Annotated in this window: 16 protein-coding genes; 7 read left to right on the top strand and 9 right to left on the bottom strand. The window is 67.7% G+C overall.

Features of this window, described 5'->3' with window-relative positions; translation table 11 throughout:
- Nucleotides 1-12: 12 nt before the first annotated feature.
- The 5 genes from AS181_RS00705 to AS181_RS00685 all read right to left on the bottom strand — a co-directional run bounded on the left by AS181_RS00705 (nucleotide 13) and on the right by AS181_RS00685 (nucleotide 5,594).
- Nucleotides 13-1,110, bottom strand: a complete 1,098-nt coding sequence (locus AS181_RS00705; RefSeq protein WP_058249699.1) for a phosphotransferase — start codon at nucleotides 1,108-1,110, stop codon at nucleotides 13-15.
- Nucleotides 1,107-1,463 (bottom strand): hypothetical protein, encoded by a 357-nt coding sequence (locus AS181_RS00700; protein WP_058249698.1) that lies wholly within the window; start codon nucleotides 1,461-1,463, stop codon nucleotides 1,107-1,109. Before AS181_RS00700 ends, AS181_RS00705 begins: the two co-directional genes overlap by 4 nt.
- Before the next feature lie 29 nt (nucleotides 1,464-1,492).
- Nucleotides 1,493-2,578 carry a TIGR03857 family LLM class F420-dependent oxidoreductase gene (locus AS181_RS00695; protein ID WP_058249697.1) on the bottom strand — a complete coding sequence of 362 codons (1,086 nt, stop codon included), beginning with the start codon at nucleotides 2,576-2,578 and terminating at the stop codon, nucleotides 1,493-1,495.
- Entirely contained in the window at nucleotides 2,571-3,665 is a 1,095-nt protein-coding gene (locus AS181_RS00690) for a phosphotransferase (RefSeq protein ID WP_058249696.1), read from the bottom strand. The genes AS181_RS00695 and AS181_RS00690 overlap by 8 nt, the downstream gene beginning before the upstream one ends.
- A 195-nt stretch (nucleotides 3,666-3,860) precedes the next feature.
- The gene (locus AS181_RS00685; protein WP_058249695.1) at nucleotides 3,861-5,594 is read right to left on the bottom strand and encodes a PEP-utilizing enzyme; all 1,734 of its coding nucleotides are present in this window, start codon (nucleotides 5,592-5,594) and stop codon (nucleotides 3,861-3,863) included.
- 270 nt (nucleotides 5,595-5,864) lie between these two features.
- On the opposite strand from AS181_RS00685, the gene surE reads away from it, so the two are divergent.
- Nucleotides 5,865-6,665, top strand: a complete 801-nt coding sequence (gene surE, locus AS181_RS00680; protein WP_058249694.1) for a 5'/3'-nucleotidase SurE — start codon at nucleotides 5,865-5,867, stop codon at nucleotides 6,663-6,665.
- Nucleotides 6,666-6,773: 108 nt separating this feature from the next.
- Here the strand turns inward: surE and AS181_RS00675 are convergent, their stop codons facing one another.
- Nucleotides 6,774-7,403 (bottom strand): hypothetical protein, encoded by a 630-nt coding sequence (locus AS181_RS00675; protein ID WP_058249693.1) that lies wholly within the window; start codon nucleotides 7,401-7,403, stop codon nucleotides 6,774-6,776.
- Entirely contained in the window at nucleotides 7,400-8,986 is a 1,587-nt protein-coding gene (locus AS181_RS00670) for an AMP-binding protein (protein ID WP_058249692.1), read from the bottom strand. The genes AS181_RS00675 and AS181_RS00670 overlap by 4 nt, the downstream gene beginning before the upstream one ends.
- A gap of 165 nt (nucleotides 8,987-9,151) precedes the next feature.
- On the opposite strand from AS181_RS00670, the gene AS181_RS00665 reads away from it, so the two are divergent.
- The 6 genes from AS181_RS00665 to AS181_RS00640 are packed head-to-tail and all read left to right on the top strand — an operon-like array spanning nucleotide 9,152 to nucleotide 15,860.
- Nucleotides 9,152-10,351: a cytochrome P450 gene (locus AS181_RS00665; RefSeq protein WP_058249691.1), complete on the top strand. Its 1,200-nt coding sequence runs from the start codon at nucleotides 9,152-9,154 to the stop codon at nucleotides 10,349-10,351.
- Nucleotides 10,348-11,802: an aldehyde dehydrogenase family protein gene (locus AS181_RS00660; protein ID WP_058249690.1), complete on the top strand. Its 1,455-nt coding sequence runs from the start codon at nucleotides 10,348-10,350 to the stop codon at nucleotides 11,800-11,802. Before AS181_RS00665 ends, AS181_RS00660 begins: the two co-directional genes overlap by 4 nt.
- Nucleotides 11,799-12,626, top strand: coding sequence for an SDR family oxidoreductase (locus AS181_RS00655; RefSeq protein WP_058249689.1), 828 nt, complete (start codon nucleotides 11,799-11,801; stop codon nucleotides 12,624-12,626). Before AS181_RS00660 ends, AS181_RS00655 begins: the two co-directional genes overlap by 4 nt.
- An 11-nt stretch (nucleotides 12,627-12,637) precedes the next feature.
- The gene (locus AS181_RS00650) at nucleotides 12,638-14,116 is read left to right on the top strand and encodes a pyruvate, phosphate dikinase (protein ID WP_058249688.1); all 1,479 of its coding nucleotides are present in this window, start codon (nucleotides 12,638-12,640) and stop codon (nucleotides 14,114-14,116) included.
- Entirely contained in the window at nucleotides 14,116-14,829 is a 714-nt protein-coding gene (locus tag AS181_RS00645; RefSeq protein ID WP_058249687.1) for a TetR/AcrR family transcriptional regulator, read from the top strand. The genes AS181_RS00650 and AS181_RS00645 overlap by 1 nt, the downstream gene beginning before the upstream one ends.
- Nucleotides 14,826-15,860, top strand: a complete 1,035-nt coding sequence (locus AS181_RS00640; protein ID WP_058249686.1) for a ferredoxin--NADP reductase — start codon at nucleotides 14,826-14,828, stop codon at nucleotides 15,858-15,860. Before AS181_RS00645 ends, AS181_RS00640 begins: the two co-directional genes overlap by 4 nt.
- Here AS181_RS00640 and AS181_RS00635 read toward each other — a convergent pair whose 3' ends face one another.
- Together AS181_RS00635 and AS181_RS00630 are read right to left on the bottom strand one after the other, a co-directional pair.
- Nucleotides 15,861-16,274, bottom strand: a complete 414-nt coding sequence (locus AS181_RS00635; RefSeq protein ID WP_058249941.1) for a (R)-mandelonitrile lyase — start codon at nucleotides 16,272-16,274, stop codon at nucleotides 15,861-15,863.
- A 38-nt stretch (nucleotides 16,275-16,312) separates the two neighbouring features.
- Nucleotides 16,313-17,332 carry a zinc-dependent alcohol dehydrogenase family protein gene (locus tag AS181_RS00630; protein ID WP_058249685.1) on the bottom strand — a complete coding sequence of 340 codons (1,020 nt, stop codon included), beginning with the start codon at nucleotides 17,330-17,332 and terminating at the stop codon, nucleotides 16,313-16,315.
- Nucleotides 17,333-17,335: the final 3 nt, after the last annotated feature.

Genomic DNA, 17,335 nt, shown 5'->3' with positions numbered 1-17,335 from the left:
GGCGCAACGCGGCTAAGCGGTGTCCCCCGCGTGAGCACGAACCTGTGCCACCGAGTCCCAATCGACCACCGCGGCGCAGTTTCGGCGCAGCAACGCGAGAATGAGGGTGTTGACCGTCTCGTTGTCGGGTAGTACGTCGATCGCGGCGAGAGTGATGTAGAGGCCACTGAGCAGTTGCACACGGTAGTCCCGCAACGCGGTGGCCTCGTCGTAACCGGCGGACTTTTTCGCGAAGGTCTCCGCGTAGTGGGTGATCAGCCGACGTTCGTGCGCTCGCCGATCTGCGACGTCGACGCTGCCGGACATGAAGTAACCGACGTCGTACATGGGGTTGCGGAGTCCGGTGACCTGCCAGTCGATCAAGACCGCGCGTCGGACGTCTCCGACTGACTCGAACAGCACGTTGTCCACGCGGGGGTCACCGTGGGTGAAGGTGAGGTGCTCTTGCGGGAGCAGGTGCCACACCCGGACGAGCTCGATCGCCCGCCGGATCGCCTCGAGATGATCGTTGGGAAGGTCGTCGGCGAACCGGGTCAACGCCTCACCCGCCCCGCGTTCGGCGGCGTCGGACCAGTAGTCGCAGACATCGCTCAGCCGGATCATCCATGCCGGCGCGGTGGCGGTGTCCATCGGATGGAACTCCGAGTGCACATTGGCGAGTTCGGTCAGCACCGCCGTCGCGTCCTCGACGGTCGCGCCCTGAACCTGGTTTCCCGCAACGGCACTCGTGCTGAGGTCCTCCATCACCAGATTGATCGTGGTCTCGTCTCCCGCCACCCAGTACTTCAGCGGGATTCGGCAGGCGTTCCGCGCCGAGATGTCGACGTACGCGCCGATCTCCCGGTGGTATGCGCCACTGCGCAATCCGTGCGCGTGTACATCGGGGTCGCGGGGCCGCAGCTTGATCACGACCGCGGACGGCGCTCCGGGACATTGCCTGGCATAGGCGATGCTCACGCGTACCGTGTCGCTGACGTTGCCCGCGCCGATCGGCTCGATCGCGATGGACGCAATAGACGTGTCGTGCCCGGCGTGGCCGAGGACCTCCTCCAGCCAGGGTGCAGTGATGTCGTCGGTGGTGTCGATCAGCTTCGGTGTCGTCAGCGTCATGACCAGGACCCTTCGAGGTAGTCGGGATTCCACACATCGGTGATGACCCCGTCGTGAACTTTGAAAATTTCGATGCCACAGAGGCGCTCACCCGTCGTGAGTCGTTCGGCATTCCACGTGAGAGATGCGTAGGTCTCGTCGCCGACGAGCGTGACCACGGTGAACTTCGGTTGATGCTCGGCGAGGTCGGCGACGATGCGCTCTCGTTGCTCGCGTCGACTGAGTGACCGGATGCTGCCCGCCCCATGGCGCGTCATCGGGTCGCCGCAGATCTCGTCGACCAGGTCGATCTGCTCGTCGTTGTACAGTTCGTAGACGTAGCGTTCGACGAGTCGTACTGCGCCAGTGCTCATGTGATGACTTTCTGGTGGGTGCTCATCGGTCAACTGCCGAGAGCGACGAATTCGGTGACAGTGCTGTCGAGCTCGGTGGGGGTCGCACCGTGCATGATCACGCCGTCGACACCCAGGTCGAACTGGGCACGGACCTTCTCGGCGCAGTGCCGCGGCGTCCCCATGGCCGCGCAGTCGAGCCACTCGGCGGGGATCACGTCGCGAAGGCGCTCGAAGGTCGCGGTGTCCCCGACTGCATCGGCCCATCCCGGTAGCTCGCGCACCACCTCGGATTCCCGGAACCTGTTCAGCGCGGCCACATCCCACCTGTTGGTGGACACCAGAAGGTCCCCGTAGACCTGGAGGTAGGTGGCGATCCGGCCGACGGTCTTCTTCAGGATGACCTGTTCGTCGAGTTCATCGGTAACGGTGGCATAGCACGACCACACCTCGACCGAGTCGGGGTCGCGGCCCGCCGCAGCCGCGGCGTCCTTGACGGTGCGTACGACTCGGGCCGTCGTCTCATCGGAGAAGAAGGTGTGCAACACCACCAGGTCATAGGCTCGGCCGGCCATGGCGAGGGTCTCGGGCCCGAACGCCGTCGTGGCCAGCCTGATGTCCTCGTCGAAGGTGGGATCGAGCTTGATCGCCGGGAACCGGCCCAGCGCCCCGTCGTAGTCGGTCACGGTCTCGCCACGCCACAGTCGACGCATCAGATGAGCGAACTCTTCGAGTTGCGCGGTGGTCGTGTGCGAGAGGCCGAGACCCGCGATCTGGGGACGCAGGCCCCGACCGACGCCGAGGGTGAAGCGACCACGGGTGAGGCGATGCATGGTGGTCGCGAAGGCCGCAGTGATCGCCGGGTGGCGGGTGTTGATGTTGGTTGCCGCCGTGGTGATCCCGATGCGGTCGGTCGCGGCGCCGGCAGCCCCGGACAGGGCACACGCCTCTTTCACGTTGAGCCGCTCGGAGATGAATGCCTGCCCGAGACCGAGACGCTCGGCGTGCTCGAGTTCTCCCAGCATGTCCCGTGGGTCGGCGACGTGCCCGCCGAGCGTATAGAACCCCAGTCGTTCGGTACCGATTGCGGGTGTGCCGGTCGGCGGTCGATGCTCGTGCGTGACCGTGTCAGACATGCACTGCTCCTTGCTCGCTCAGCGCGATGATCCGCGCGAGCGCATCGTGGTCGCGGGCATGCGCCAGCGAGTTGGTCACCATGGCCGTGAAGAGGTCGTCACCCCGATCGGATCGCGCGACGAGCATGGCGGCGGCGACGCCGATCACCAGGTTCTGGAAGGTGCCGACCGGATAGTCCCGCATCAGTTCGGTCAGTGAGTAATCCGTGACGCCGTGTTCGACGAGGCATCGGTGGTAGTGCGCGAGCAACTCGCTTTCGGATTCCCGGCGGGTCGCCGGATCCAGCGCGCCGCCGATGAAGTAGGCGACATCGACGACGCCGGGCGCGAAGATCACCGTCTGCCAATCGAGAACCGCGAGGGGCACGTCGCCACCTGCCGCATCGAAGAGGACATTGTCCGGCCGGTAGTCACCGTGCTGAATCGTGAACGGCATCGTACGCAGTGCGGAGTAGTAATCGGCGATACGCTCGGTAAAGGCCGTTCCGAGTTCGATGTCGGCCGCGGACAACCGGTTTCGGTACCGGGCGACGAATCCGGCCCACCACTCGGGCATCATCTCGGTGAAGCGGGCCCAGTAGGTGTCGGAGATGTCGAGCCACGACGTGCCGGCGAGTTGCGCCGATCCCCAGTACGGTCCGTGGATGCCCGCAGCCTGCTCGACCGCGAGCCGCACCTCGCCGACGGTGCACCCGGCGAGCTGGTTCCCGGGCCGAGCCGGGGTCAGGTCTTCGAGTACGAGCGCGAATTCGGTGTTGTTGGAGTCGATCTCACCGTGAAAGCAGCGCGGGACGCGGACCTGCAGGTTCGGCGCGATCTCCTGATAGAAGCGCACCTCGCGCAGGTAGTTCAATTCACTCCGGCCGGCCGCACGGCTCTGCTCCTTGTCGGAGGTGACCTTGATGACGAACGACGACGGGGCGGACGTGGGTGCGGCGTAGCTGACCGTCGTCCGGATGCTGTCGGCGACCTGGCCGGTACCGATGGGGCTGGTGGCGACGTCGGTGATCGCCACCGTGCCGTCTTTGGTACCGGTCGTGGTGAGCACGGTGTCGAGCCAGGTGGGACAGATGTCAGAGGCGTGCATCGGACTCCTTCGTTGACGCGCAGACCGACGCCGGGTTCGGCGTCTTAACATGGAGATGGTCGGCGCGGGACCGACCGGCACGATGCCCACGGCGAAGCAAGTCGGGCGATCGCGGCGGGTGCGCCGAATGGAGCGGCCGGCCCCGAGGGGTTGGGCCCTCTCGGGGCCGGCCGAGTCGAATTCCGAGGAGGAACCTCAGAGGAGAGTGACGGTGCCTGCGGTGCCGTCGACCTCGACGGTCGCGCCGTCGGTGATGCGCCGTGTTGCCTCGGTGGCCGACACGACGCACGGGATGCCGAGTTCGCGGCTCACGATCGCGGCATGCGAGAAGGGAGCGCCCACGTCCACGACGACCGCCGCCGCGGTGACGAACAGCGGCGTCCACGACGGATCGGTGATCGGCGCGATGAGAATGTCGCCGGGCTCGAGGGCCGACGGGTCGGCGGCCTCGGTCAGCACCCGCGCCCTTCCGCGCGCGACACCTCCACACGCGGGGACACCGGTGATGGTGTCGCCGGCGGAGGCTGCGGAAACGTTGGACTCCGACCGCAGCGGCCACTCCGAGACCGGCGGCGGGGTGCCGTCGACGACGAACGGCGGGGTGCGGTCGAACAGGTCCAGGTACCCCTTTTCGCGTTCGACGAGGGTGTCGCGGTACGACGCCGGGTCGTCGAGGAAACTCGCCAGCTCGTCGGCGAAGAGCATGAAGATCTGACGTGGCGCGTCAATCGCACCCCGGTCCGCGAAGCGACGGCCGAGTTCCAGTGCGGGCAGGCGCAATTCGTGAATCAGCATCGCCGCTGTCGTGCGACCACGTTCGCGGCCGCGCATCCACAGTGCCGACGCGTTCAGCACTGCCTCGAACTGGCCTGCGGTCTCGGCGTCGCCGGCGAGCATCTCCCGGATCGCCGCCGCGGCGGCGTCACGCTGCGCGGACCGCTGTGCCGACTTGGCCTCTGGCGCTTCCTCATCCGGAACGTCGCGCATCGTCTCGATCGTCGCGAGGGCGAGGTCGGGGTCGACGCCCCATGTGATCGCGCGGATCTCCCACTCAGCAGGTCCACGGAAGTCCCAGTCGGCGAGGAACGCATCCAACTGCGCGGTGAAGGCGCCGACCGCCTGCGACTCCGAGGCCTTGAGCTTGGCGTAGAGCCCCTTGGTGCCGGCATCGAACAGGGCTGCGACATCGGGATGCTGAGCCTGACGGCTCAGTTCCCACATCCGCAGCGAGGGGCCTGCGGAGTCGACGTTGCCCAGGCCGGCCACCAGGGTGAGTGCCTGTTCCGGTTTGCCAACCGCCTCCGCCAGCTGCGCGATGGCACCGAGTCCGACACCGCACTTCAGGCTGGCCTCGATGTGGTGCTTGAAGAGCCGACGAAGCAGGGTCTCGAACGAGTTCATCCGCTCGACGAGTTCGCCGTCCGACAGCTGTGTCAGGTCCGGTCGCGTGCGGCGGATCTCGTCGACCTCGTCGCGATCGACGTCGTATGCGGCCAGGTCGGTCGCGCCGAGCACCTGCTCGTTGAGCCAGGCACCGGCTTTCGCCTCGTACTCGGCGTTCTCGTCGAAGTCGCGCTTCTCGCTCTCGTAACTCGGGATGCCGGGCATGTCCCCGAAGTACTGCAGATCGACGGCCTCGGCGCTCATACCGGGAACGCGCACGCCGAACAGCCGCATCAACGACATGTTGATGTAGAGGTAGCTGCCGAAGGCCGGGAGGATGTTGAAGGCCACTGCGTCGTCGTAGAGGTCGTCGTCCCAGACGCCGCACGCCACGAACGCGTCGCGCCATCCGGGTTCCAGCGTGTGCTGGAACCCGAGGGACGCGTTCAACGGGGTGATCGGGTCCGGGAAAATCTCGCCGACGTTGGCGCGGGAGTACAGGGGGAACAGTTTCGAGGTCTCATTCGAGATCGGCCAGGCGGTCATGTCCGGCGTCCTTCCAGTTGGTCATGAGCGAGCGGCCGAGTCCTCGGCCCGCTTCCGCATCTCGTAACCACAAGTTCGTGGTTAGCGAACGCTGCGTCACATTATTGTGTGACCCCACTCACGTTGTCAACCATTCGAGTCGCGAACACAAGGTTCTGTGCACGTCTTTTACCTCCAGTGCGCGACCGTGGCTGGACATATATGTGATGGGTGAGTCACTATTCATCCAGACGGCGCGGTACCGGACGAGCTGTCGGGAGGAGAGTTCAGATGCGTGTGCTGGTCACCAACGACGACGGCTACGACGCCGATGGGTTGATCGCGGTGGCCACGGCGCTGATCTCCGCCGGACACGACGTAGTCGTCGGCGCGCCGAGCTCCGAGCGGAGCGGTAGCGGGAGTTCCCTGGGCACGATCGAGGACGGCGCACTGATCGCCACGACCGAACACCGCCTCCCCGATCTCGGCGACACCCCGGTCTTCGCTCTCGACTGTCCGCCTGCGTTGACCGCGGTGGCTTTCTGCGCCGGCGCCTTCGGGCCGCCGCCCGAGCTCGTCGTCAGCGGGATCAACGAAGGCCACAACACCGGGCGGTCGATCCTGTTCTCGAGCACGGTGGGCGCCGTGCTGGCCGCGCGAGTGGCGGGTGTCAGCGGCGTCGCGGTCAGTTGCGGGTTCGCCCCACACCACCGCTATGACACCGCGGCAGCGGTGACCGAGCGCGTCGTCGGATGGATGGCCGAAACCCCTGCCGCCCCGATGACGTTGAACGTCAACGTTCCCGACGTCAACTTCACCGCACTGCGCGGCATCCGGGTGTCCGCACTGGCGAGCCGGAGCATGTTCACCTTGCGGCTGTCCCGCACCGAGAGCGGCCTGCTGATCAATCGCGAGGAGCGGCAGAGCGGGTTCCGCGACGGCACCGACAGCGCCGCAGTGGCGGACGGGTATGTCTCGGTGACCACTCTGCGCGGGGTCGTAGCGGACAACGACTCCCTGGGTGACGCGGAAACCGCACTGCGACAGGCGATCACGCGGGACGACGAGGTCGGGCTCGCGCAACTGCGCTGACCCACCGGCGACAGAAAGCCGACTCACCGCGAAAGACGTTCGAGCCGCCCGGCATCGGATGACGGGCGGCTCTGGCGTCGTGATGTTACGAAGAACCCTGCCAGGCCCTCACTCGTCACCCGCGCCACGCTGGTGACCCGAGGTCAGCAGCAGATCCTGGTGTAGTTCCATCCAGATGTCGTGGTAGCTGTCGTACATCGGGCGCGCGAATGCGGCGGTGTCCCCGCCGTGGACCTTCTCCAGCGCCGCCGACAGCCGACCCCGGTAGCGGCCGAGTCGCGGGATCTCGGCGCCGACCTCGTCGAGCGCCTGCGCGATCCGGTGATGAATCCGGTCCAGATCGGCGATGACGGATGCGTCGTAGTTGGCATCGGCGTGATCGTTGGGGGTCTCGTCCGGGCGGATCTGCCACGAGGCGCACACCTTCTTGAAATCGCCGTTGATCTGCCCGAAGCCCTCGTGAAAGGTGTCCACCGCAGCACGTTCGGATTCGTTCAACGGGAACTCCGCGGACAGGCGCCCGTGCTCGGCCTTCCCGGCCGGGGTGATCATGGTCCCCGAGATCCGGCCGCCCTCGCGACGCATCACGAATCCGGCGTCGGCGAGCTCCCCGACGATTGCGTCGCGCGTGTCCGCGTCGAGCCCGGTCAGCGCGGTCAGGGTGTCGTCGGTCGCGAGCCCCTTCACCTTGAGGGCATGCAGCACGTCGAAGTGGGCGGTGGAGGTCTCGGTCGTCATACTCTTTCTCCTTGCTGTGACGGATCTTCGGACATCGTCGAAGTTTCCGGTGCCGTGGGTGTTTCGGTTCGCGGATCGGCCGCGGCCCCGGGGGAGGCGAACCGATCAACGAGCCGCCTTTTGTCGAGCTTGCCAGTGGGTAGGCGCGGTAAGTCGGTGGTGAACTCGACGGACCGGGGCGCCTTGAAGTGCGCCAGGTGTTCGCGCGCATGGGCGATCAGGTCGTCTTCACTCACCGACGCGCCGGGGCGCACCTCGACGACCGCCTTGACCGACTCGCCGAACTCGGCGTCCGGCACCCCGACCACCGCCACGTCGGCGACCGCCGGGTGCGCCAGCAGTGCCGATTCGATCTCCTCGGGATAGATGTTGACCCCGCCGGAGATGATCATGAAACCTCGGCGGCCGACGAGGTAGAGGAATCCGTCATCGTCGAGATACCCGATGTCGCCCATCTGCTTCAACGCCGGTCGTGAGGCCTCGGCCGGCCTGTCGTGGCCGTCGGCGGCCTCGAAACACACCGTGCCCTCGACGCCGGGCCCGACGTCGGCGCCCGTTGAGTCGGTGATGTGCACCCGTGCGGTACCCAAAGGCCGACCGACCGACCCCGGATGCGACCGGGCGTCCGTCGGCGAGATGTAGGTGTGCCCGTATCCCTCGGATGCGCCGTAGTACTCGTGGAGAACCGGACCCCACCAGTCGAAGATCGCTTCTTTGACATGCGGCGGACAAGGGGCGCCCGAGGTGAAGGCCACCCGATGCCGCGGGGAGAGTGCGATCGACTCCCGGTCGGGCAGGTTCAACAGGCGGATCAGCATGGTCGGCACCCATTGTGAGTGCGTCACACAGTATTCGGTGATCGCTCGCATCGCCACCGCGGCGTCGAACTTCTCCATGCACACGACGGTGCCGCCGGCCGCCAGCGTGATCAGCTGGAAGGTGAACGGCGCCGCGTGATAGTTCGGGGCGGGCGACAGTAGGACCGAGTCGGCTCCGACGCCGAGCTCGTCGACGAGGCCCGAGTGCCGGCGCGGGGCATCCGCGGGATGCACGCCGAGCAGCGGCTGAGCGAACCGCTTCGGCCGTCCGGTGGTTCCGCCGCTGTAGAGCACCCGCGCGCCGAGCAACTCCCGCTCCAAGGGCTCGGACGACTGGTCGGCGAGCGCGTCGGCCAACGCGACACACCCGTCCGCCGGGCCGTCGGCGCACACGATCACGGTCCGATCCAGGTTCTTGTCGCCGACCGCGGCAACGACCTGCGCCGCGAGCGCCGTGCTGGTGACGATGGCAGCCGGGCGGTCCTCCCGGATGAGGGCGGCAAGCTCGGCCGGCTTGAGATGCCAGTTCACCGGCGTCACGTACAGACCGCTGCGCATCCCGGCAGCGACTGCCACGGGCCAGGCCAGACTGTTCTCCAGGACAAGGACGACCGAGTCGCCCGGACGAACGCCGCGCGACCACCAGAATCGAGCGAGTCGGTTCGATCGGCGATCGAGTTCGGCGTAGGTGATGCGCTCCCCCGACCCCGCCATGACATAGGCGACGGCATCGGGGTACGCACGCGCAGTGGACGGTGGGTACACATCACTCCTGTTTGCGAATTAATAGTCGCATTGCCTTCTCGGGCCGCAACCGCCAGTTGCTGCAGGTAGGCAATCTTCGACTTTTGTATTGTTGTGGTTCACAACACACCATAGACTATGGTTTAGTGAAAGTGCAGTCACAAACGAGAGTCCATTGGAGAAGACATGACCATCGCTGACGACATCGACCTGATGGATCTCCGCCCGTTCGCGGCCGGTGTCGATCATGACGTGTTCGCGCGGCTGCGTACCCAGGACCCGTTGCACTGGAACACCGAACCCGACGGGCCGGGGTTCTGGTCGGTGACCCGCTACGAGGACGTCAAGGCCGTGGCCTCCAACGCCGAGGACTTCACCGTCACACAGGGCACGCAGATCGCCAGCCGACGCGCTGAGGGCGAGGGCGCTCGCAGCATCCACCACGTCGATCCGCCCGAGCACGGCAAACTGCGCGGGATCGTCACCCCGCACGTGCGGCCGGTCAAGCTCAAGTCGCTCGAAGGCGACATCGTCGCAGTCATCGACGAGCTGCTCGACGCTCACACCGGCGCAGGCGGCATCGACTTCGTCGCGTCCATAGCCGCGCAGCTCCCGTTGGTGATGATCGGGCGGCTGCTCGGCGCACCGCTCGAGGACTGCCCCAATCTGCTGCGATGGACCAACCAGATGGCCAGTGAGGACCCCGACTACTCCGAGGGCCCGGAGACCGCGGTGGCAGCACGGGACGAGGTCTTCGACTATTTCCGCGGACTGGAGAAGCTGCGTCGCGAATGCCCCGCCGACGATCTCATCAGTGTGCTGACCGCGGCCGAGCTCGACGGCGTACCCCTGTCCCGCGGTTACCTCGACGCCTACTATTTGATCCTCATGGTCGCCGGTAACGAAACAACCCGGAACCTGCTGTCCGGCGGCGTCAACGTCCTCGCCGAGAATCCGCAGTGGTGGGAGTTCATGCGCGAGAACCCCGCCAAGATCAGGGTGGTCGTCGAGGAGATGGTCCGCTGGGTCTCGCCGGTGCTGTCGATGCGCCGTACCGCCACCCGCGACATCGAGATGCACGGCAAGACAATCCGCGAGGGAGACAAGGTCGTGATGTGGTTCTGCTCGGCCAACCGCGACGAGCGCACCTTCGACGACCCGGAGACATTCATCGGCAACCGGTTCCCCAACGAGCACCTCGGCTTCGGATGGGGCGCGCACGCCTGCCTCGGCTCCAACCTCGCGCGCCTGGAGGCACGTCTGTTCTTCACCCGCCTCGTAGAGCGCGGACTCGGCATCACCGTCCTCGATGCGCCGAACCGGTTGCAGAGCAACTTCTTCCGTGGCATCAAGACTCTTCCGGTCCGAATCGAGGCCACTCGATGAGCGCGATCGGCGAACTGGCCGGGATCACCGGCCTCGGGACCGGGCCGGCCGCCCTGATCGGAGACCGGGATCTCGCCGACGGCGCCCCGATCCCGGTGATCAACCCGTTCACCGACCAGGAGATCGGTGCGACCCGTGAAGCCGGGAAGGACATCGTCGACGAGGCGGTGGCCGCCGCGGCGGACGCCCTGCCGGCGTGGGCACAGATGCCGCCGGCGCAGCGAGCCGCCGTCCTGCGGGCGACCGCCGATCTCATCGATCGACGCGGCGACCGGATCGCGGCACTGGTGACCGCCGAAATGGGTATGCCCACCACGCTTTCCACCGCGACACAGCAGGCGCTGCCGGCGACGGTGCTGCGGGCGACCGCGGACGCGGCCGAGAGCTTCCCCTGGGAGCAGGTCGCCGACGGGGCGATCGTGCGCCGCGTGGCCGGCGGTGTCGTGGCGGCGATCACCCCGTGGAACATGCCGGTGCATCAGATCATCGCGAAGGTCGCGGCCGCACTCGCCGCGGGCTGCACCGTCGTTCTCAAACCCGCCGAGGCAACCCCTTTCGACGCCGCCCTCGTCCGCGGGTGCTTCATCGACGCGGGCCTCCCCGCGGGTGCCTTCGCCATCGTCAACGGCACCGGACCGGTCACCGGCCAGGCTCTCGCCGCGCACCCGGACATCGCCCACGTGTCGTTCACCGGCAGCGTCCGCGGTGGCAAGGCTGTCGCCGCAGCGGCCGCGGAGTCGCTGGCACGCACCACACTCGAACTCGGCGGCAAATCCCCCGCCGTTGTCCTACCCGACGCCGACCTCGACGCCGTGGTGCCGCGCATTTTGGCGTCCGGGTTGGTCAATTCCGGCCAGGCGTGCAACGCCACCAGTAGGCTCGTGGTGCCCGCCGCACACGCCGACCGCATCGAGCCCCTGATCGACGCCGCACTCGGACGATTCGTGTTCGGCGACCCGACCGCGCTGGACACCACTCACGGTCCGCTCGCCTCCGCGGCGCACGCGCGACGAGTTCTCGACCGCATCGATGAGGCACGCCGGGTCGGCGCCCGGGTGATCGCCGGTACCGGACAGCGTCTCGGCATCGGCGACTCCCGTTCGTTCGTCTCCCCCATCGTCTTCGGCGATCTCGACCCCACCGCCGCCGCGGTCCGCGAGGAGATCTTCGGCCCCGTACTGGTGGTGCAGTACTACCGCGACGTCACCGAGGCGATCACGCTGGCCAACGACAGCCAGTACGGCCTGTCGGCCGAGGTGTGGTCCGCCGACCGAGATCATGCCCTGGAAGTCGCAACCCAGTTGGAAGTCGGCCAGGTCAAGGTCAACGGTGTACGCACCCGCGAACGGCCGGCCGTGCCCTTCGGGGGACTCAGAAACTCGGGCTACGGACGTGAGCTGGGCAGTGCGGGCATCGCCGAGTTCACCGAGATCCAGGCGGTGATGGCATGACACGTCCGACACCCGCCGCACGCACCGTGGCCGTCACCGGAGCCGCCTCGGGCATCGGCCTCGCGCTGGTACAACGACTTCTCGATCGGGCACCCGGCACGCGAGTAGTCGCCATCGACATCGCCCGCTGCCCGGACGACCGCGCCCACTCGGTTCTCACAGACCTGTCCGACTTGGAAGCGGTTGCAGCACTTGAGCTGCCCGACCACATCGACGCGCTGGCCAATGTCGCCGGGGTCCCCGGCACCGCCCCGGCGGAGACGGTCCTGGCGGTCAACACCCTGGGTCTGCGGGCCCTGACGTTCCGTGCACTCGAGCGGATGTCCGCGGGCGGCGCCGTCGTCAACGTCGCCTCGATCGCGGCGCACCGGAACACGCTGACACACGACGACATCGTCGGCCTGCTCGCCGTACGGGATCGAGAAGAACTGCGCGCCTGGCTGTCCCGGGTGCAGATCGACGGCCCCGCGGCCTACGACACCTCCAAGCGCGCGGTCGTCGACTGGACGGTCGCACTGTCGGCGTCGTTGCAGTCCCGAGGGATTCGGGCACTGTCGGTCAGTCCCGGCCCGACCGACACCCCAATCCTGTCGGATTTCGAACAGTCGATGGGCGCGGAGGCCATCGCGCGATCGGCGTCGATGGTCGGCCGTCACGGCACGGCGGCCGAGTCGGCGTCGGTGATTGACTTCCTGCTCAGCCCGGATGCCGCCTGGGTCAACGGCATCGACGTGCCCGTCGAGGGCGGTCTCACCGCACTGCGCGCCGCAGCCATCCCCCTTCCCCTCTCTCGACCCCGCGCCCGGGTCGACATCGCCGAGTGAAAGGCCCACTGATGACCACACCCGCTGTCCTCGCACTGGACGGAACCGCGCCGGCCGATCGAGAGCTGCTCGGCGGCAAGGCCTACAGCGTGAACCGCATGCGGTCGCTGGGATTGCCGGTCCCGCCGGCCTTCGCCATCACCACGCCCGTCTGCGCCCAGTTCACCGAAGGAGGCGGTCAGCTTCCCATTCACGTCTGGGAGGGGGTACTCGGCCAGCTCCGCGTCTTGGAGCAGCAGACCGGAAAGCTATTCGGCGCCGGTCCGTTTCCGTTGCTCGTATCGGTGCGCTCGGGCGCTGCCCAGAGCATGCCCGGCATGATGGACACCGTGCTCAACCTCGGTCTCACCCGCGAGCTGACCGCCCAGCTCGCCGAGGCGACCGGCGACCCCGACTGGGCGCTCGACACCTGGGAGCGGTTCTGCGCCGGGTACGGCGAGATCGTGCTCGGCGACGCCACCGCGGCACCACCCGCCGATCCGTATGACCAGCTGCGCGAGGCGATCGGTGCCGTGTTCGGTTCGTGGAGCAACGAACGCGTCGCCGCCTACCGGCGTCACCACGGACTGGGTGAGGGTGGCGGCACCGCGGTGACCGTCCAGGCCATGGTGTTCGGCAACCGTGACGATCAGTCCGGGACCGGCGTGGTGTTCAGCCGCGACCCGGCCACCGGCGCACCCGAGCTGTTCGGCGAATGGCTCGCCCGGGCACAGGGCGAGGACGTCGTCTCCGGCGAGCGGACACCCGAGAGCATCGACTCCTTCCGGACCCACTCGCCCCACCTGCACGCCGAACTCGCCACCATCGCGAAAACGCTCGAGAACGAACACCGCGATCTCGTCGACATCGAGTTCACGGTCGAGAGCGGCACGTTGTACATGCTGCAGTGCCGCTCGGGAAAGCGCTCCGCGCGTGCCGCGGTCCGCATCGCCGTCGACCTCGTCCGCGAGGGACTCATCAGCCGGGACGACGCCATCGGGCGTATCAGCGCCGAGCAGGCGAAGTCGTTGTCGCAGAACAACTCGGCGGACATCTCCGCCGACGTGCTCGCCACCGGCACGGGCGCCGGGCCCGGCGCCGCGGTCGGTGTCGTGTACACCGACACCGACGACGCGTGTGCCGCCGCGACCCGCGGCGAGCGCGTCGTCCTCGTCCGTCCCTCCACGTCGCCGGCCGATGTGCCCGCGATGTTCGACTCCGTGGCGGTAGTCACCGAGGTCGGCGGCACCACGTCGCACGCAGCCCTGGTCTGCCGCGAGATCGGAGTGCCGTGCGTGGTCGGGTGCGGCACCGGGCTGACCGGCACCCTCGCCGGGCAGACTGTCACCGTCGACGGGTCGACCGGAAAGATCTACGCCGGTAACGCTCTCGGTGCCGAGCAGTCCGTCGACGAGCACGTCGAGGAGCTGCTGTCGTATCTGCCCGAGGCGCTCCCGGCCGAGCATCCACTGGCCCAGCTGATGACCGCACGATCTCTGCAGGGGGCCTGATGAGCACCGACACCGGACCGGACGCACACACGCACGACGGGATCGACGCGGCCTACTCGGCGGCCGGTTTGCTCGACCACACCGCGGCCCCGGCCAAACGGGCGAACAAGCGCGGTGAGCAGACGCGCGACAAACTGGTCAAGGCAGCCACCGAGTGCTTCACCGAGTACGGATACACCCGCACCCGGATCTCCGACATCACGCACCGCGCCGAGATCTCCCAGGGCAACTTCTATCGTCATTTCGTCAGCCTCGACGACATCTTCCTCGCCGCGCTCCGACCGTCCCTGCTGGAACTGGCGAACGCACGACTGCGTCCCGATCGCGCCCAGGGCGAATTGCAGTCGCTGATCGAGGTCAACACCACCTATCTGCAGGCCTATGCCCGCAGCCGACACATGCTGCGACTGCTCCGTGAGGCGGCGGCGGCCAGCGAGAACCGGGGATTCCAGCAGCTCTGGCTCAATCTGCGGGGCGACTTCGTGCGGCGCACCGAACGCTGGCTCGACCGGCTCGTCGCCAACGGCACCATCGAGGCCTGCGACACCGAGCTGCTCGCCGAGACCCTGGGTTGCGCCACCGAACAGATGGCCTACATCCACGTCGGCCTGCCGGCCAGCACACCGCGACGCGAACGCCTCGAGGCACTCGGCACCGCGCTCGGCGAACTCTGGTACCGCGTTCTCCCGCTCACCTCCAGGACCACGGCATGACCCGCTCCGTCACCTCGACCGTCGAGCGCACCCTCGGGGTCGACGTGACCGTCACCGCGGTGCGCGACGAGACGTCGGAGGCACGCACGATCGTGCTGGACTTCCCCGCGGGCACCGACTATCGGCCCGGACAGTTCGTCACCGTGCGCATCCCGAGCGAGCGCACCGGCTCCGTTGCGCGCAGCTATTCGCTGTCGACCGCGCCGGGGGTGGACGCCGCCCCGGCGATCACCGTCAAGCGAACCCGAGACGGCTATGGATCGAACTGGTTGTGCGACAACGCCGAACCCGGCCTGACCCTGCACGTCATCCCGCCATCGGGGGTTTTCACGCCGCACTCCTGGGCGCACCCGTTGTACCTGTTCGCGGCCGGCAGCGGCGTGACGCCGGTGATGTCGATCCTGCGCTCGGCCCTCGAATCCCACGACACGACGGTGACCCTGTTCTACGCCAACCGCGACCGCGAGTCGACGATCTTCGCCGAGGCGATCGACGGGCTGGCCGAGCGTCATCCCGGGCGGTTGAGGGTGCATCACTGGCTGGAGGCCGACCGGGGGTTACCCACCACGGACGCGATCGGCGACGTGGTCGCCGGCGTCGGTGACTGCGAGGCCTTCATCTGCGGTCCGGCGCCGTTCATGGACCTCGTCGAGCACACCCTCGGCGAGCGTGGACTGCAGCACGAGGCGATTCATGTCGAGAGGTACGTGTCGTTGACCGGCGACCCGTTCACCCTCACGACACACGACGACGAGCCCGACGCCCACGAGGTCACCGTGCACATCGACGGTGACGTCCGCGCGGTCCGCTGCGGTTCGGACACCGTGCTGCTCGACGCACTGCTCGCCGCCGACGTCGACGCGCCGTACTCCTGCCGGGAAGGTGACTGCGGGTCGTGTGTGGCCCGCCTGACCGCAGGCGACGTCGACCACGGCAACGGCATCGCGTTGGAACCCGAGGACATCGACGAGGGCTACCTGCTGACGTGTCAGGCGACCCCGAAGGGCCCGGTCGTCATCGAGTTCGACTGATCAGATCCCGAGATCCGGCGCCTGCGAGCACTCCTCGTCGGTGACCGGTTGCAGCCACTGCACGACATCGTGGTCGTCGTCGCCCTCGTTGATCGCGAGGTGGACCATCAGGCGGGTGGGGGCGGCTCCGTGCCAGTGCTCCTCGTCGGCTTCGAAGAGGACGCGATCGCCGGGGCGGATGACCTCGATGGGGCCACCGCGCCGCTGGCACAGGCCGATTCCCTCGGTGACGAAGACCGTCTGGCTGAGCGGGTGCCGGTGCCAGTGCGTCCGCGCCCCCGGCATGAAATGGACGAGGCTTGCCGACACCCGGGACGGCGGTGGCGAGGCGGCCGCCGCATCGATGTAGACGTCGCCGGTGAACCAGTCTGCGGGTCCTTTGACGGTGCCGATGGAACTGCGAGTGATCTTCATGCTGAACACCTTTCGTTTGCCGTGGGTACCGACCGAGGTCAGACGGTGAGCAGTACCTTGGTCGCGCGGCGCTCGTCCATGGCGCGGTATCCCTCGGCGGCGTCGTCGAGCGGGAGGGTGAGGTCGAAGACCTTGCCGGGATCGATCTCTCGTTTCCAGATCAGGTCGATCAGGTCGGGGAGGAAGCGTCGGACCGGGGCGGGCCCGCCGTGCAGGTGGACGCCGGAGAAGAACAGCTCCAGGCCGGGGAGTTCGACGTCGTGCGAGACACCGACGTAGCCCACATGGCCACCGGGCCGGGTCGACCGGATGGCCTGCATCATCGACTCCTGCGTGCCGACGGCTTCGATGACCGAATGCGCGCCGAGACCGTCGGTGAGTTCCTTGATCCGCGCCACGCCCTCGTCGCCACGTTCGGCCACGATGTCGGTCGCCCCGAAGTCGCGCGCGAGCGCCTGGCGGTCCGCGTGGCGACTCATCGCGATGATGCGGTCCGCGCCCAACTGCTTCGCGGCCAGCACACCGAGCAGCCCGACCGCGCCGTCGCCGACGACGGCCACGGTCTTTCCCGGCCCCACCTTGGCCGCAACGGCACCGAACCAGCCGGTCCCGAGCACGTCCGACGCCGCAAGTAGCGACGGGATGAGGTCGGCGTCGGGCTGACCGGGTGTTGCGACGAGAGTGCCGTCGGCGTGCGGGATCCGCGCGTACTCGGCCTGGGTGCCCAGAGCACCCATCGGCTCGGCGTGCACGCACCGGGACTGATAGCCGGCGCGGCAGATCTCGCAGGTGTTGTCCGAGGCGAAGAACGACCCCACCACGAAGTCACCCACCTTGATCGACGACACCTGGTCCCCGACCTCGGTCACGGTGCCGACGTACTCGTGGCCCATCGGGGCGTGGTCGACGTCTTCGATGCCGCGGTACGGCCAGAGATCCGACCCGCAGACGCAGGTCGCGGCGACCTTGATGATCGCGTCGGTCGGCTCCTGGATGGTCGGGTTCTCGCGATCGTCCACCCGGATCGTGCCGGGGGCATCCATGATCACTCCGCGCATGTG

The organism is Gordonia sp. SGD-V-85, from assembly GCF_001456905.1.
In the GTDB taxonomy this organism is placed as follows: domain Bacteria; phylum Actinomycetota; class Actinomycetes; order Mycobacteriales; family Mycobacteriaceae; genus Gordonia; species Gordonia hongkongensis.
This window is presented reverse-complemented; position numbering and strand designations above follow the sequence as displayed.